Here is a 16,605-nt window from a genome sequence, read left to right as displayed (position 1 = left end):
GGAAATGATTTTATTCATATTCCTCATGCTCATTTAAAAATATATGCTTGGCAACAGAAAAAGCCTGTTTAACAGTTGCCGTTAACAGCCAAAGGAAACGAAATTAGTGCCCCACTGAGTTCGCTGGTAAAACTTGTAGTACCTCAAACAATAGAAAAAGCCGCCACTATGCCGCAAACTTTTGGCGGCTTCTCAGAGTATTAGGAAATAGGGCCACTTGTTTAGCTGCCCTTTTGCCGAGTCTGTTTGTCAAACTTTAATTAATGGTACCATACATATGATCTAAAATTTTGCGCCTATAATCTCTGACAATCGTTGCATATCATCACTGACTTTTTTGTCCAGGACTTTCGCGTATAGCTGGGTCGTTTTCAGGCTGCGATGTCCAAGCATTCTTGAGACCGTTTCAATTGGAACTCCATTTGAAAGCGTAACTGTTGTGGCAAAAGTGTGTCTAGCTAGGTGAAAAGTAATTGGCTTAACTATTCCACAAACATCTCCAATCTCTTTCAAATAAGCATTCATCTTTTGGTTGGAGAGGACCGGAAGCAGATGCTTGTCTAAACGCTCCAATTGGCTCTCGTACTTTTTTAGCAACTTCAAAGCTGGTGGTAGAAGTGGAATTCGGGAGGCAGAGTCTGTCTTTTGACGCTTTATATTTATCCACATTTCACCTGAACGACCTTCTATTATATCCATTTTGCTAAGTTTTGCGACATCGGCATACGCCAGGCCAGTGTAGCAGCAGAAGAGAAAGATGTCTCTTACTTGTTCTAAACGTGGAATCTCAAACACTTTATTCGCAACTGTGCGTAATTCATGCTCCGTTAGTGCAATTCGATCGACTTCGTGCTTTGCAAATTTAAATGCAAAAAACGGGTCTTTCGCTATGATGTCATTTTTCACGCAAATGAGTACTATCTTCTTTAGGTTTGCCAAGTACTTCATTGTAGCATTGTGACCAACCTTTTTTACACCTTTTAAATAAAACTCGAAATCCGATATAAATTTGAAATTGAGTTTTCGGACATCAAAGTCCTTCGTTTTGTAGTTCCAAGTGATAAACTCTTCGGTGTGCCTGAGCGTGGTCTGATATCGCATATAGGTTGCGTGCGCATATTCTAAATTGATCAACTGTTTGACCTTGGCGTTATGTTCTTTAAATATGGTCAACAGCCCGATGATATTTTGATCTTCTCCCTGCCACTTCCGCTTAAAAATTTCAATACACATCAATAGATCCTCCTTGATGATTTGCCGCTGAATGGCATAAGCTTTACCTGCCAAGGTTTCCAAAAATGCGTTGACTTCTTTAGCCTCTATTGTTGCGCCCTTCGCTTTTCCTGAGCTTGCTAACCACTTTTCCGGTGATACAGATTTGCCTGTTGCAACTTCAAACCTTGCTCCACCAATTGTTACCCGCATGTAAACGGGCAGTTGATTGTTTCGATTGATCTTTGATTGCCTAACCGAAAACAGAATTGTCATGCTTGATTCCATCTTTTTTTGTTTTAAAATTAGATATCTCATTTTGTTGAATCAAGATGTTCATTTGCTGCACATGTTATTGAATGACAAACAATTAGGTATATCCAAGGGACCAAAAAGGGACTAACAATCATAATGGGACTCAGTCCCGAATTCGTCCCTTTGCTATTGTTAGACTTTGAAAGATTTGGATAGCGAGCAGGAAAACAGAAAGCCCGCAAATCTTGATTTACGGGCCTATGCAGATTTAGAAACTTGTTGGAGTGGAGATGGAGGGAGTCGAAATCCATCTCTAATCAACTTATTTTCAAATACTTACTTTCCCGTATTTTTCTCAACCCCTAATTCCTCCCTCGGGTTTTGCTGCAAAATCTGCGGATAACAAAAAACCCGCAAATTGATTTTGCGGGTTTTTGTAAGATTTGATTTTTCAATCAGTGGAGATGCGGGGAGTCGAACCCCGGTCCAGAACAGGGAAACCCTGCGCCTTCTACATGCTTATCCGTGATTGAATTTTCGAGCTCGACAAGGTACACGGCCGACCCGCGTCAAAGCCTTAGATACTGGTGTCTCGTTGAATTTCCGTACCACTATTTCAACCAGCGCTGATTTGCGACACCCCGGAGCCCAACCATCAGCACGTAGGTTGGAGGGATGATGGCATTAGCTAAATCCTCCGGATTAGGCTGCCATGGCGTAAGTAGATTCGCCAGTTATTGTTTGAGACCATTATTTACGGGAGGTAATCTCAACTCCCGACATGCTTACACACAGACTTCCAACCCGCTGTCAATTCCAGTCACCCCCATTTGTTTGACTTCGCCAAAGAACCAGGTTACAGTTCAATTGCATTGCTAGTTACACATTTTATAGCCCAAAAGTTCGCCAGGTTAAAGAGGTTTTCTTCAAATGACTGGAAGTAAATGGTTTAGATAGGAAAAAAGTTTGGTCACTCAGAAGTCATGGTTGTTTGTCGTTGGTCATTATAAACTAGAATTCCCATCGGTAGCTTAGGACAGGGATTAGGCCTAGTTGAGTTTGCGTGATGATTTCTTTCTTTAATGTGTCGTAGAATTTGAATGCCTGATTCTTGGTGCCGGAGACGTTCTGGAGGTCGAGGGCGAGGGTGCGGCTGTATTTTGCGTTGCTCTTTTTCCAGTAAATTCTCAGGTCCGGACGAAAGTAATCTTTCATTTTATACGAAAAATCTTCGTTTTGCAAATATACGGTCTGCTGAAATTCCTGCGACGCGGCGAGGTTGATGGGTGTGTCGCGCAAGCCGCCTAGCCAAAGAATTTTAGCATTTACACCCCAGGTGCTCCGATTGCCGGATTTGAACTCTTTGCCACCCGTGAAGCTGAATGTGTGCCTTCCATTGAACCGGCTATCGCGTCGCAAGCCATCTTTGGCTACATACGTGGCGTCGTATAGTGATCCAGACAGCAACATATAATAATTGTCGGTCAGCAACTTTTGATATGAAACCTCCACGCCATAATTACGACCGGTCCCATCATTTTCCAGCCGCTTTGTGACATCGTTTTCAATAAGATTAAGCGCAGAAAAATGATCTTCTTCATAAACTGCAATAGGAATGTTGAAATGTTCCTGCCAGTATGCTTCTACTTTTAAGCTCGCATTTTTAGCAAAACTCCTTTGATAACCTACCACGAAATGGTGTGACTTTGAAGGTGTTAAACTCGGATTCCCCCAAAAATCGGTTGTTGAATAGGCTGCCAGATAGGTTTGCGGCTGTTGCATCTGACTGTGAAGCCCGTAGGAAAAATTGAACTGTTCCTTCTCGTTAACCTGCCATTTCAATGAAGCCCGCGGTTCCACAGAAATGTTGGTTTTTGATGAAGGCAAATCCAGTTTGCTTATCAGTGAATGCAGACCAATTTCGGTCGTCACGCTGCTGGTGATCTGGTAATTCCAGGATGCAAAAGGCTGGACGATGTAACTGCCCACCCCGCCGTAATAGCGCGTCAAAATGTCTTTCTGCCAAGTGAGATAACCCCCGGCACGCATTCGGCTTCGCGTCCCGAACCGGACATTTAAAATAGAACTGACCGAAACCATTCGTTTCTTGATCAAATCTTCACCATTGCCGTCGGCTGGTGTGGATGGCGTATCAAAAACAGGCGCCGCGTCCCGGGACGTGCGCAAGCCCGAAGCTGCAACCACTGTCCTGAGCGATGCATTCCTACCCAGCGGCAGGTCATTGGTGACACCAATTGCGCCCATTTTGTTTTTATAAATGATGTTATAGCCATCCTTTTGCGTTTCCCAGGTTGTGCTGTCGCCCTCGGATTTGAAATCATTGCTGCTTACGCCGCCCATGCCAAACACTGTGAACGTGCCGGCTTTCACAGTGGGTAGATTAACATGGAACGATAAATCCTGGAACCGGATGTCCTCGCCGCCAAACTTCACCCCCAACGCGCCAAGCAATCCTGTGAACGAGTAGCGGTAATTAACGAGATAAGATGCTTTTGATTTCTTGGAAAATGGGCCTTCGGCTGCAAAATCAAGCCCTAGTAAGCTGGCCTGGGCGGTGAATTCAGTTTTCTGATCATTCCCGTTTCGCAAATGCATGTCCAGGATGCCGCCATTGACATTGCCGTATTGGGCCGGAAAAGGACCGGAAAGAAATTGTGATGTGCCCAAAAGCTGCGTACTCAGAATGTTCACACCACCGCCGGTCGATGTGGGCCGGTCGCTGAATGTGCCTGCGTTTGACAAATGGTTTGGGTTGACGATCTCTACACCTTCGAGCCGCCATTGCATGCTGTTGGGCGAGTTTCCTCTTATTACCAATCCATTCGCCTGATCATTGGCTGCTGCGACCCCCGCAAATGAAGTAGCGACCCTGGCCGGATCCATGTAAGTGGCTGCATATCTTAGCGTTTGCTCGATTGTGATTTCCTGGACGCTGTTGAATGCAACGGGCCGCGCGCCGGTGACGGTGGCCTCGTTCAATTGTTTACCGGCTGGTGCGAGCCGAATCTGCTGCACATTTTCCTTGCCCGACTCCAAGAGCAGTTCGGGGATCCGGACAGTTTCATAGCCTACGTAGGAAACCGAAAGCTGATAGCGGCCAGTCGGGAGGTTATCAAATCGGAATGCACCTTGGGCGTCGGTGATGGTCCCGGTTTGTGGCGATATCAGGGAAACGGTTGCGCCTGCAAGCGGCGATTTCGTGTCAGCGTCCTGGACGGTGCCACGGATCGTGGATGTAAAACTTTGAGCAAATCCGGTTTGGGCAAAAAACAGCAGGCAGAGTAAAATTCGGAGCATTTGAAAACGTGTCAAGTAATGTCCACAAAAATAGTTTCTTCCGGTTTACTAACTATCCTGCTTTAAAGTTTTCAAAAAATAAGCTGATCGCATAGGGGAATGACTTTTTTGAATTGTCACAGGGAAAGGTAATGTTCTAATTTAAACACCAATTACATGAAAAAAGCACTCTCAATTTACTTCGTACTAATCCTTTTGGCCGTGACTGGCTGTGATAATGAGAAGGTTGTCGATGAAACCAGCTTGCCGCCGCAAGCCTCAGAATTTATAGAGGCCCACTTCCCAAATGCAAAAGTTGCCCGCGTGGTGCGCGACCGGGATGAGCTGCTCACCAACTTCGATGTGATCCTGGACAATCAGGTTGAGCTGGAATTTGATAAGCAGGGAGAATGTTTCAGTGTGGATGGCAATGCCAATGAAAAATTACCGGATAGCGTGATCCCGCTGAAAATCCTGGAATATGTGCAGAAAAACCATGCTGACAAATACATTACCGACTGGGAGAAAAACAAGACTACGCAGGAAGTGAGCTTGTCGGATAACAAAGAGCTTGTCTTCAACCTGAGCGGAACATTTCTTAGAATTGATGACTAAGTAATCCGATGGATGTTGAATACAAAAGGGAGGGCGGCCAAATGGTCGCCCTCCCTTTTGTTTGTTATGCACAGATCTCAATAACCTGGGTTTTGCGTTAATGTAGGCTTACCATCCAGCTGGCTGTTCAGGATTTCATCCTGTGGAAGCGGATAGTAGTTGTTCTTTTCAGTGAAAGTTTTGCCTGTCATATAGCCTCTTTTGCTGAATGTGCGGCCAGACGGCTCTTTTCCGGGAAGCGCTTCTTCGGCTGCATATTTGTTCAGCACTTTGGCTGCAATGCCCCAGCGAACCAGGTCAAAGAAGCGGTGTCCTTCCATCGCGAATTCGAGGCGTTGTTCCATGCGGACTGCGTTTCTGGCGTAGTCGGCACCTTTGCCTGCGAATGTTCCTGCCGGATAGGGCTCCACTTTGTAAGTAACCGATGCATCCTGAACAGAACCGGTTTTTGCGCGCAGACGGATTTGGTTTACATAACCTTCCGCAGCGGCCAGGTTTCCAAGTTCAACTTCACATTCAGCCAGCCACAACAATACGTGTGAAAGCTTGATCATGCGGAAGTTGTTGTTCACGTTACGCTTGCTTGTGGAGTGCGTTGTGCTGTTTTCCTCAGACAGATAATACATCCATTTTTTACCTGTAAATGGTCCCGCATAAACCTGATCACGGATCCAGGCAGAACCCGGCATAGGGCCCCAATCGAGGAAGTTAACGCCACGACGGCCAACTGTCCAGTCAAGACGTGGATCCACGGGAACTGTTTTGTCCAATGTAAATGCAGCGGAAGAAACGATTCCCTGATCATTTGGAAGATCCACTTTGTTGTATGTATCCAAAGTGCCGTCCGCAGCAGCGCCGATCATTGGCAAGCCATTTTCGGTTTTAAATGCATTCACAAGGTTGTGCGAAGCCTGGTAAAAACCGCAGCAGCCACGTCCCGGTGCACCTGCTGAATACGGCCAGTTCAGGTTATCCCCTGCATTACCATTGTTACCGTTTGTTCCGTCGTTTACAGAAAACTGTACTTCGAAAATAGACTCTGTGTTGTTGTTTCCGGTTGTTCTGTAATTGTCGTGATAGTTTGGAACCAGTTTTTTACCGGAGTTTTTCACCACATCATCCAGCAAAGTTTTTGCCTCCGCCCATTTCTTTTGGAACAAAAGCGTTTTTGCGAGGAAAGATTTAGCAGCCCATTGTGTTGCCCTTCCTTTTTGCGCCTGAACTGCCGGCAAATTATCCGCTGCAAATTTGAAATCAGCCTCAATTTTAGGCCAAACATCATCTGTATTAGGGACTTTGGTTGAGTTAGGATCCGCGGACACATATACAGTTTCGTCGATAAATGGAATCTTGTTCCACATTTTCTTGGCCTCAAAATGGTAGAAACCTCTTAAAAAACGTGCTTCTGCAACGACCTGAGTAATTTCAGCCTCCGTCATATCCTTTACCAAATCACTGGTAGCGATCTGGATTACTTCGTTACATCTTCCAACACCGTCATATTGGTGCCACCATTTGCCCAGGAAATAAGTGTTGTCCGAAAGCCAGTTGTACTGCTCAATGAAGGACTGTTCCGGCTGGTCACCTGCATCGGTTCCTTTCACCGCGTCATCGCTGGCAATTCCACCGAATACATAGTTAGAAACGGTAGACTGACGGCCCGTATTACCGGAACCAACACCGTCAACAAGCGAGTAAGCGCCAATTAATAAGGCATTTACCCCGTTCTTGTTACTGAGTTGCTCCACAGAAGCCCGTCCCTGCGGTTTAAGATCGAAAAAGCTGTCAGAGCAGGAAAAGCTCAGTCCAATCAGAACGATTAATATGGTTATTTTTTTCATTGTAATAATATGAAATTTCGTGAATGTCAAAGGATTAGAAACCAAAACGCAAGCCCACCAGATATGATTTAGAAACCGGATAAGCACCTTCATCCACACCCATGTGCTTGTCTTCGTTGTTGTTACCAGATCTTCTCAGGTTAATGTCCGGATCAAGTCCTGTGTATTTAGTAAATGTGAACATGTTCTGTCCTTGCAGATAAACCTGCGCCGAAGCGATTTTCACTCTTTTCAGTAATTTGGCTGGCAAAGTGTAAGTCAGCTGAACATTTTTCACACGGAAATAAGAACCGTCTTCCAGGAAGTAAGATGAAACTTGCTGGCTGGTTGCATCACCTGAGTTAAGGCGTGGCAATTTGGCGTCGTCACCTGGTTTTTTCCAGGAATTGTAAAGCATATCTTTTGATCTGTTACCCTGGAAAACGTTGAAATCCGTCCAGTATCTAACATAGTTGAAGATCTCATTACCCTGAACTCCCTGGCCGAACACCGTCAAATCGAATGCTTTATAACCAACATTCAGGTTAACACCATAGTTGAAATCAGGGTGCGGGCTGCCGATGATCGTACGGTCGGCGGCAGTAATGATACCATCGCCATTCACATCACGGAATTTGAATGTTCCCTCACGTGTATACGAACCAAATTTAGGCGCTGCATCCGCTTCTGCCTGATCTTTGATTACACCATCCACAAAATAACCATAGTAGCTAGCGATCGGGTAGCCTGCTTTGGAAGCGGACATGGCCGGCAGACGCGTTGAGAAACCAAAGATCGTTGCATTAGGGTCATTGTTCAGCTTAATCACTTCGTTTTTGTAGTGACCAAAGTTCACACCCGCTGCATAGTAGAAATCTCCTTTTTTGTCACGGAAGTTAAGACCGATGTCAAAACCTTTGTTGCTAACCTCGCCAATGTTGGTATACGGGATCGTTCCTGTTCCGGCTGTTCTTGGAATGGCGATCTGCGTTAACATATCGGTTGTTTTACGGTTGTACAAGTCGAGCACAAATTCCATTTTACCGTTCAGCAACACGGCGTCAAGACCAATGTTGGTAGAAGTATTGGTTTCCCATTTACCATTGTTGTTACCAAACTGCACAAGGTCAAATCCACCTACGATGGAAGTTCCTGTTCCGTTGATATCGTAAGCATTGTTCTGTGGATCCGGCGCGTACAATGTGTAAGCATTGTAAACGTTCGGGATCAGCTGGTTACCTGTTTTACCCCATCCAAAACGAATTTTAAGGTCATCCAGCACTTTCTTGGTAGGCTTCATGAATTCCAGCTCTGTCAAGCGCATACCCACAGAAAATGCAGGGAATATACCATAGCGGTTGGCTTCCGAGAAACGGGAAGATCCATCGCGACGCAATGTAAAGTCAGCCAGCAAAAGCTCTTTGAAACCATAATTGATTTTTCCGAACTGGGAGAAAAGTGCAGTTCTTTCAGCACCCGCTCCTGCATTGGCCAAACCAGACGCCGAACCTGCATCCAGGTAACGATAGTCTAGATCGTCAAATGCAAAACCACTTCTACTTGCCTGGAATGCAGCGAAATAGGTTTTAACAGCTTCTGTTCCCACCAGGAAATTGAAGTTGTGCACACCAAATGTCTTGGCATAATTCAACGTATTGAACCAGGTGATGGAGCGGTCCAGGTTGTTGATCACGTTCAGGCTATTCGCATTTCTGGATTCCGCTGCTTCAATGTCGCGGTGGAAATATTCAGAACGGTTTGTCTGGTTGTATTCCAAACCGAAGCTTGTACGTGCAACCAGTCCCGGCAAGATATCCACCTGCGCAAACATGTTTCCGAACACGTGCGTGCCTCTTGTAATGTTGTCCTGTTCACGATACAGACGTGCCAGCGGGTTTGGCGCATTACCAAGGTTACTGCCGCGGCTTCCTGCAAATCCATTATAAGCCGAAAGGTTTGTTCCGCCTAATGCAGCAGGACCGCCTGTAATGTCAAAAACCGGAATAATCGGGTGAACGCGGATGGCAAACATGATCGGGTTACCCTCGTCATTGTTTGTGATTCCTTGTCTTTCATCATAAGAGAATGTAAGGTTCTCTCCCACAGTAATTTTACCTTTTGTAAACTCTGTGTTGGCCCGAACCGAATACCTTTTGTATTTGGTATATCTCAATATACCGTCCTGCTTGAAATGGTTAGCAGAAATCGCATATTTAGCTGATTTTGAACCACCGCTAGCGCCGATCTGATAGTTGGAAATTGGTGCCGGATCGAAGATCACGTCCTGCCAGTCTGTTCCCTCTTTGTTGGCCTTGGTAATGTTGAACGCTGTTTTACCCAGCGCCGGGTCAGCAATGTCGTTTGTATAAGTATAATTGGATGGCAATTCACCGTACACGTTTGGATAAATGTAATCCGCGATGGTCTGGTTGCCATTTTCATCAAACTTATATTGTACAGAAGGCGAAGTAGCAGACGGGTTTTTACCAGCGCCCAGATCCGACTGATACAAATACTGCCCTAACTCTTTTGTATTCAGCAAATCCAGCATCTTACCAGGTCTTTGTGTTCCCGTGTAGAAGTCGAATGTAATGCTGGGGTCGCCTTGTTTTCCTTTTTTGGTCGTGATGATCACAACGCCATTCGCTGCGCGGGCACCATATATAGAAGCCGCAGAAGCATCTTTCAACACCTGCATGGATTCTATATCGTTCGGGTTCAGCTGGTTAAGCGTTCCCTGCGTAGGAACACCATCAATTACATATAGCGGGCTGTTGTTATTGATAGACCCAAATCCGCGGATACGGACCATTGTTCCACCACCGGGAGAGTTGTCATTTCCAACCGTCACACCGGCCGCACGTCCCTGCAACATTTGCGTAACGCTTGCAGAAGGCACAGCCGTCAGTTCCTTGGTGTTGATAACCGTCACAGCCCCGGTAATGTCCTTTTTACGCTGTGCGGCATAACCCGTTACAACAACTTCTGTGAGTGATTTCACATCGGCGCTCATGGAAATGTCAATCGAGCTCCTGTTTCCGATCTCGACTTCCTGGGTGAAATAACCGATGTAGGAAACAACAAGTGTTCCTGTTTTGGAGGGAGTGGCAAGCGTAAAACGGCCGTCAGCATCCGTCGTCGTTCCCGTTGTTGTTCCTTTTAAGAGAACACTTACCCCGGGTAATGGCACATTTTCGGAGGCATCGGTAATGCGTCCGCTTAGCTGGTTTTGTGCCCAGACGTGCAGCACACAAAAACACAGTAAGAAAGTCAGGTAGAGATTTTTTTTCATTAACTGTTCGGGTTTGTTTAAATATTAATAAAAAAAGAAGTATTTGTAACCTACTGTCACATAACAGGCTGGGCAAAAAGTAATGTCTGTGAGGAAAATAGGCTATTACTGGCAAATTATAGAAAAAATCATAGATATCAAGAAATTCGCATGCGAATTAGCAACATTATCTTTCAAACGACGTTGTAAGCATTTTTTCGGTATTAAGTCACCTTTTGTTTACATTTTTATCACTATTCCAGCTGAAAGTTTACTTAATCTAATTATTTCGACACAGCGTTTATTGCTCTCATGCTAAACCATGCCTGTTTTGCGGATCCGCCTGGGGACGTTTTAAGTTTTATCGTATTTTTGCCCGCTACGATAACGGTTAGGTATGAAGGTTGACGAAATAGAAGGTTTTTTTAAGGAATTACAAGACAGCATCTGCAGTGCCATTGCAGAAACGGATGGGACAGGAAAATTCAAGGAAGACTTGTGGGAACACCACTCCGGCGGCGGCGGCAGAACGCGGCTGATCCAGCATGGCAGCGTGCTGGAAAAGGGCGGCGTTAACTTTTCCAAAGTGCAGGGCGAAGTGCATCCACGGCTACGTCAGCAAATGAACCTGGGCGACAACGACGATTTCCACTTTACGGCCACCGGCGTTTCGATCGTCATGCACCCGTATAATCCGCACGTGCCTATTATACATATGAATGTGCGCTATTTCGAGTTAAGCAACGGCACCTGCTGGTTTGGCGGAGGCATTGATTTAACACCACATTATATTAATGCAGCAGATGCAGCTTTTTTTCACAATTATCTGAAACAATCCTGCGACAAGCACCACATTGATTTTTATCCCAAATTCAAAACCTGGGCCGACGATTACTTTTTTATCCAGCACAGAAATGAAACCCGTGGCATAGGAGGAATTTTCTTCGACTATCTGAAACCCGGCGATGCGGGAAATGGAAATGGGTTGTCGAAAGAGGAGCTTTTTGCTTTTGTAAAGGAAGTCGGCGGATCGTTTGCGCCTATCTACACGACGCTCATGCAGAAACACCGCGACGAACCATTTACGGAAGCGCAAAAGCAATGGCAATTTCTGCGCCGGGGCCGGTATGTTGAGTTCAATCTGGTTTGGGACCGCGGGACGAAGTTTGGCCTTGAAACCAATGGGCGCACGGAATCCATATTAATGAGCTTGCCGCCACAAGCCAATTGGGAATACAATCATGAGCCCGAAGCAGGCTCGCCGGAAGCTGCTACTTTGGAGGCGTTAAAAAAAGGGCTGAACTGGGCTTCCTGATTTGTCGTAGGTAAGGTAACCATTTTGAACAACCAGCGGCGACTCGAAATTATTGGTGTAAAGCTGGCCCGTTCCCAAACCCTGCGGAAGCGGATTTTGATAGGACGCTGTGAACTGTGCGATCGCGCTGAGGCCAATGTTGGATTCCAGTGCCGATGTGATCCACCAGCCAATGTTCAGGCGGTTTGCTATTTCGATCCACTCGGCTGTGTGCCGGAAGCCTCCTAATAATGTGGGTTTCAAAATGATGAAAGGAGGCATCAGCTTTTTAAGCATGGCGAACTTCTCGCGATAATCGAAAATGCCGATCAGCTCTTCGTCGAGCGCAACGGGGATGGGCGATGAAACGCACAATTCCTGCATAAGCTGATGTTGCCCCGGCTTCACCGGCTGTTCAATCGAATGCAGATCGAATTCAGCCAATCTTTTCAGCTTATCATCCACGTTATCCGCTTCGAACGCGCCGTTTGCGTCCACTCTTAATGTAATGTTCTCTTTATCAAAACGCTTGCGGATAGATTCCAGGATGCGGCATTCCTGATCAAAGTTGATCGCGCCGACTTTCATTTTTAATGTAGAAAAACCCTGCGCCAATTTATCCTGGACCTGCTCCGACATATTTTCATAGGAACCCATCCAGATCAAGCCGTTCATGAGGATGCCGCTTTCACCTCTCGAAAAGGCATTTTTGAACTGAACCCTTTCCCCGCCGTTCATGATATCCAACAAAGCCATTTCAATCCCAAACCGAACGGATGGCAAATGTTGCGGAATAACCTGATCGAGAATGATGCCGAGGTTGAAAGGAAAAACATCCAGATCCATGTCGTTAAAAAGATCACAGACGGCTGCCAGTTGCTGCTCATAGTCGGGCATGTCGTCGACGCTCAGTCCTGGCAGCGGGCCGCATTCGCCGTAACCTTCAACGCCTGGTTGTTCAGAATCGGTGATCTTGATCAGCCACGACGTCTTTTGTGTAAGAACCCCCCGGGAGGTGCGCGCTTCATTGCGAAAATGCAGCGTGTACGGTTTATACACAATTTTTAAAGGCATGTTTTTGAGGTGTCAGCGTTTTTCGGGGCACAATATTAGCCAAAAAATACGTAATTATGCACCAGTTATGAAAGAACATAATTGGATAAAAATCGCATTGACACCGTTTTCGTGGGTATATGGTTTGATCACCAACCTCCGCAATCTGTGTTACGATTACCGGTTATTCTCTTCCGGAAGGCCTTCCCAATTCGTTATTTCCATCGGCAATCTCACCGTCGGCGGAACGGGCAAAACGCCTGTAACTGAATATCTCACGAAGTTATTTTCCAATAAAATCCCCACAGCCATATTAAGCAGAGGTTACGGTCGGAAAACGCGTGGTTTTCTTTTAGCTGATCCCGCATCAACCCCATCCGGGATCGGTGATGAGCCTATGCAGTATTTTTTGAAATTTTATCCCAATGTTACTGTGGCTGTTTCGGAAAACCGCTTCAAAGGCGCTGAGACCATTGCGGTATCCGATCCTGACAAAAAGCTGCTGCTCCTCGACGACGCGTTTCAGCACAGGGCCATTGCCCGGGATGTCAACCTGCTTTTAAATGATTTCCAGAGACCGTTTTATAAGGATCTTCCCTTTCCGGCCGGCCGTCTCCGTGAAAACCGCAACGGCGCGCGAAGGGCCGATGCCATCATCGTGACCAAAACCCCTGCCCTGCTTGCAGATGATGTACGGAAAGACATTACCATGCAACTTCAAAGATACAGCCGCCCGGAAACGCCCGTCTTTTTTTCATTTATTGAGTACGGGCAACCCGAAAGTTACGCCGGGGACGTATTATCGTTAAAGAAAGTTAAAATGGCGGCTGGCATTGCAAATCCTTTGCCATTCTCTGCACATCTTCGGGCACGGTTTGACGTTACAGATGAGGTTGTTTTCCGGGATCATCATAATTACACTTCCGCAGACGTGGAAGAACTGATTAAGAACTTAAAAAACGATACTTTTGTGGTAACAACCGAAAAGGATATGGTTAAGTTGAGACCCCTGGTTGAAGCGTTGGGCGTGGCAGGAAAGTTTGCCTATATTCCTGTTACCGTGAGTTTCGGCAGTGATACCGGACGCTTCCATGAATGGATTTTTAAACAAACCGCTCACCTCTTTCAGGCAGAACGATAGTTGCTTCTATGAGAATTGCTTTTTATATAATACTGTGGGTTTTAGGCAGTTTCATTTTTTTTACTCCAACAATCCAGGCGCAGGTAAGGATGCCGGGCGGCATGCAAATGCCAGGTAATACGGGCAGCGGCGGCGCCCGCGGACAGCAGGGAAGTACAAGCAACACGGGCGGATCGCAGACGGGCGGCGTAATCCTCGACGACAGCACCAAGAACATCTACGGCCCGAGCACAACGCACCATTACTTCGAAAATGACATTCTAAATAACCGGGATTCAACACGTTACCGGGTAGATACGAGCTTAACGAATTTTCACCGCTGGACGCCGGTGGACCGGTCGTGGGGAAAGCTTACCGACCTTGGAAACACCGTAACTGCCACCCGGAACCTGCTTTTTGCCCCGCGCGAGGACATTGGGACGCAACTAGGTTTCAGAGCTTACGACGCTTATGCGATCAAGCCTGAGGAAGTCCAGTATATGGACACCAAATCGCAGCATACGGAACTTAATTTCATTTCCGGAGCTCGAAAAACCTCGCTGGGAAGCTTTTCTTATACACAGAATGTACATTCCCGTTTCAATTTCGGGCTTGGCTTCCGGAGGCTCACTTCTAATAAGCAATACGGATTTGTAAATACATTGAATTCGGGTGCATTTCTGGGACAAAACTGGACGCTTCTGGCACATACCAGCTTTTTTTCCAAAAATAAAAAATACCTGATCCTCGCCCATTACCGCCACATGAATCAGAAAGTGCGCGAACAGGGAGGAGTAATCCCAAATATTGGCGAGGACAGCATCGTGGAGAAATATTCCTACGACGGTGCAGCCAGGATCAGCGATGACGCCAACTCCTGGGAGCGAAGACAGGGACTTCACATTTACCAGCAGTATCGGCTCGTCAACGGGTTCCAGCTATTTCAGCAAGCTGATTATTCCACGGTGATAGACCGTTACACTGACCTCGACATTACGCGCGGGTTGGAGAAGGAGGTTTACCCAGCTGCAAAATACGATCTGGAAAAAACCAGGCAGGACATTTATTACAAGCTTTTTGATAATAAAATCGGGATTAAAGGCTTTTATTCCGGTTTCAATTACCGGGCTTATATCCGCCAACGCTTCTATGGCATGCGGGCGGCCACGCAGCTGGGAAACGAGATCGGCGAGACTTACGCCACATACCGGACCGGTTTAAAATTTGACAACATTATCGGCGCATGGCTGGGTTACTATTTAAAAGACTCTGCTAATTATCTGACTGCCGAGGCCGACCTCAACCTGGCAGCCAATGTGGAATATCGCTTAAAAGGAGAACTGAACACGCGTTGGGGAAAGGCTGGTTTTCAAAGCATTCAAACGGCGCCAGACCTCCTGGTGCAACGTTATTTAAGCAACCATTTTGACTGGCGAAACAATTTTGACCCTACCAAAGTGCAGACCATTTATGCGTCCCTGCCCTTGAAAACGGATAAGATTTCCTTCGTTCCTGAGATTCAGATCCATCAGGTGAATGATTACATTTACTACGATACATTAGCATTGCCGAAGCAGCTGAATTCGGGCTTCCGGTTGCTCAGGGTTGGTTTTAATTCGGGAATCAATCTCAACAAATGGAATTTCACAACAATGGGCTTCCTGACTTTGAACGACAATAAGGATGTGATCCGCATTCCTGCATTGTTTGCCAGTGGCGAGGTTACTTATGATTTTGTGTATGCCAAAGTCCTTTTTATACAGCTTGGTCTGGCAGCCCGCTATCGCTCGGGTTATCTGGCGGATAGTTACATGCCTATTACGCAGCAATTCCACATTCAGAACAGTTACAGACTGGGACAAAATGTGATTGTGGATGGCTTCGCGAATGTGCGCATCAAGCGCGTGAGGCTGTTTTTCAAAATGCAATACCTGAACCAGGGCGGTAATTTCGGTCTTTTTCCAAAAGGATATTACATTGCTCCCTCCTATCTCGGGCTGGCCAGGTCCTTTTCTTTCGGCGTAAACTGGCCGTTATTTGACTAGTTAATCCTGAACATTATGGCTGCATCGCTTACCACACTGGGACTTGAACTGCCAACCGATCCGCGTTGGACAGACATCGCGGCCATGCAGCTGGACGAAATCCTGATCGACCACGCCTACTGCGAGCAAAAAGCCGCTTCTACCTGCATTTCCATCATTGTACATTATCCCGAGCGAACAGAACTCGTAGAAACCCTGACGCCCATTGTCGCGGAAGAATGGGGCCATTTTCAAAGGGTTTTGAAGGAGCTGAAAAAGCGTAATATTCCGCTGGGACGTCAGCGGAAAGATGAATATGTAGGCCAGCTCATGAAGCTGGTGCGCAATAAGGGCGACTACGAAGGCGCTATGCTGGACCGCCTGCTTATCAGCGGATTAATAGAAGCGCGCAGCTGCGAACGCTTCAAACTTTTATCGGAATCTCTGGAAGATGAGTCGCTGCAAAAATTCTATCGTGAGCTGATGATCTCGGAAGCCGGGCATTACCGCACATTCATTGAGCTTGCCGAAAAATATCTGCCGGTGGAGGAAGTAAGGGCACGCTGGAAGGAGTTATTACACCAGGAGGCCGAAATCATGCGCTCGATAACGCCCCGGGGCGACCGGATACATTAACATTTTTC

At 46.4% G+C, this 16,605-nt stretch carries 10 protein-coding genes and 1 other RNA gene; 5 read left to right on the top strand and 6 right to left on the bottom strand.

Going from position 1 to position 16,605, the window contains the following annotated elements; genetic code table 11:
- Positions 1-282: 282 nt before the first annotated feature.
- From L0660_RS15415 to L0660_RS15405, 3 genes are all read right to left on the bottom strand, one after another.
- On the bottom strand, positions 283-1,500 hold the full coding sequence (locus L0660_RS15415; RefSeq protein ID WP_234612758.1) for a site-specific integrase: 1,218 nt from the start codon (positions 1,498-1,500) through the stop codon (positions 283-285).
- Between the two features lie 423 nt (positions 1,501-1,923).
- Positions 1,924-2,295, bottom strand: a transfer-messenger RNA (tmRNA) gene (ssrA, locus tag L0660_RS15410).
- A 183-nt stretch (positions 2,296-2,478) separates the two neighbouring features.
- The gene (locus L0660_RS15405) at positions 2,479-4,785 is read right to left on the bottom strand and encodes a TonB-dependent receptor (RefSeq protein WP_235160245.1); all 2,307 of its coding nucleotides are present in this window, start codon (positions 4,783-4,785) and stop codon (positions 2,479-2,481) included.
- A 156-nt stretch (positions 4,786-4,941) separates the two neighbouring features.
- On the opposite strand from L0660_RS15405, the gene L0660_RS15400 reads away from it, so the two are divergent.
- Positions 4,942-5,379 carry a PepSY-like domain-containing protein gene (locus L0660_RS15400; RefSeq protein ID WP_233797860.1) on the top strand — a complete coding sequence of 146 codons (438 nt, stop codon included), beginning with the start codon at positions 4,942-4,944 and terminating at the stop codon, positions 5,377-5,379.
- Between the two features lie 77 nt (positions 5,380-5,456).
- Here L0660_RS15400 and L0660_RS15395 read toward each other — a convergent pair whose 3' ends face one another.
- A complete protein-coding gene (locus tag L0660_RS15395; RefSeq protein WP_235160244.1) occupies positions 5,457-7,220 on the bottom strand; it encodes a RagB/SusD family nutrient uptake outer membrane protein in 1,764 nt (587 codons plus the stop codon).
- A gap of 34 nt (positions 7,221-7,254) precedes the next feature.
- Positions 7,255-10,491: a TonB-dependent receptor gene (locus L0660_RS15390; RefSeq protein WP_235160243.1), complete on the bottom strand. Its 3,237-nt coding sequence runs from the start codon at positions 10,489-10,491 to the stop codon at positions 7,255-7,257.
- Positions 10,492-10,867: 376 nt separating this feature from the next.
- On the opposite strand from L0660_RS15390, the gene hemF reads away from it, so the two are divergent.
- Complete coding sequence (gene hemF, locus L0660_RS15385) at positions 10,868-11,785, top strand: oxygen-dependent coproporphyrinogen oxidase (protein ID WP_235160242.1); 918 nt, start codon at positions 10,868-10,870, stop codon at positions 11,783-11,785.
- On the opposite strand, the gene L0660_RS15380 is transcribed toward hemF, so the two are convergent.
- A complete protein-coding gene (locus L0660_RS15380; RefSeq protein WP_235160241.1) occupies positions 11,756-12,838 on the bottom strand; it encodes an o-succinylbenzoate synthase in 1,083 nt (360 codons plus the stop codon). The two genes, hemF and L0660_RS15380, sit on opposite strands and share 30 nt — an antisense overlap.
- Before the next feature lie 67 nt (positions 12,839-12,905).
- On the opposite strand from L0660_RS15380, the gene lpxK reads away from it, so the two are divergent.
- Genes lpxK through L0660_RS15365 form a run of 3 tightly spaced genes read left to right on the top strand, consistent with a single transcriptional unit; the run spans position 12,906 to position 16,597 of the window.
- The gene (lpxK, locus tag L0660_RS15375; RefSeq protein WP_235160240.1) at positions 12,906-13,958 is read left to right on the top strand and encodes a tetraacyldisaccharide 4'-kinase; all 1,053 of its coding nucleotides are present in this window, start codon (positions 12,906-12,908) and stop codon (positions 13,956-13,958) included.
- A gap of 8 nt (positions 13,959-13,966) precedes the next feature.
- A complete protein-coding gene (locus L0660_RS15370; RefSeq protein ID WP_235160239.1) occupies positions 13,967-15,982 on the top strand; it encodes a putative porin in 2,016 nt (671 codons plus the stop codon).
- A 15-nt stretch (positions 15,983-15,997) separates the two neighbouring features.
- Positions 15,998-16,597, top strand: a complete 600-nt coding sequence (locus L0660_RS15365) for a tRNA-(ms[2]io[6]A)-hydroxylase (RefSeq protein WP_233797853.1) — start codon at positions 15,998-16,000, stop codon at positions 16,595-16,597.
- Positions 16,598-16,605 lie beyond the last annotated feature (8 nt).

This window comes from Dyadobacter sp. CY351 (assembly GCF_021502625.1).
Taxonomy (GTDB): Bacteria; Bacteroidota; Bacteroidia; order Cytophagales; family Spirosomataceae; genus Dyadobacter; species Dyadobacter chenhuakuii.
This window is presented reverse-complemented; position numbering and strand designations above follow the sequence as displayed.

Bases quoted from the DNA above. Each gene is read 5' to 3' on its own strand.
- L0660_RS15415 (WP_234612758.1), bottom strand. From the start codon at position 1,500: ATGGAATCAAGCATGACAATTCTGTTTTCGGTTAGGCAATCAAAGATC.
- L0660_RS15405 (WP_235160245.1), bottom strand. From the start codon at position 4,785: ATGCTCCGAATTTTACTCTGCCTGCTGTTTTTTGCCCAAACCGGATTT.
- L0660_RS15400 (WP_233797860.1), top strand. From the start codon at position 4,942: ATGAAAAAAGCACTCTCAATTTACTTCGTACTAATCCTTTTGGCCGTG.
- L0660_RS15395 (WP_235160244.1), bottom strand. From the start codon at position 7,220: ATGAAAAAAATAACCATATTAATCGTTCTGATTGGACTGAGCTTTTCC.
- L0660_RS15390 (WP_235160243.1), bottom strand. From the start codon at position 10,491: ATGAAAAAAAATCTCTACCTGACTTTCTTACTGTGTTTTTGTGTGCTG.
- hemF (WP_235160242.1), top strand. From the start codon at position 10,868: ATGAAGGTTGACGAAATAGAAGGTTTTTTTAAGGAATTACAAGACAGC.
- L0660_RS15380 (WP_235160241.1), bottom strand. From the start codon at position 12,838: ATGCCTTTAAAAATTGTGTATAAACCGTACACGCTGCATTTTCGCAAT.
- lpxK (WP_235160240.1), top strand. From the start codon at position 12,906: ATGAAAGAACATAATTGGATAAAAATCGCATTGACACCGTTTTCGTGG.
- L0660_RS15370 (WP_235160239.1), top strand. From the start codon at position 13,967: ATGAGAATTGCTTTTTATATAATACTGTGGGTTTTAGGCAGTTTCATT.
- L0660_RS15365 (WP_233797853.1), top strand. From the start codon at position 15,998: ATGGCTGCATCGCTTACCACACTGGGACTTGAACTGCCAACCGATCCG.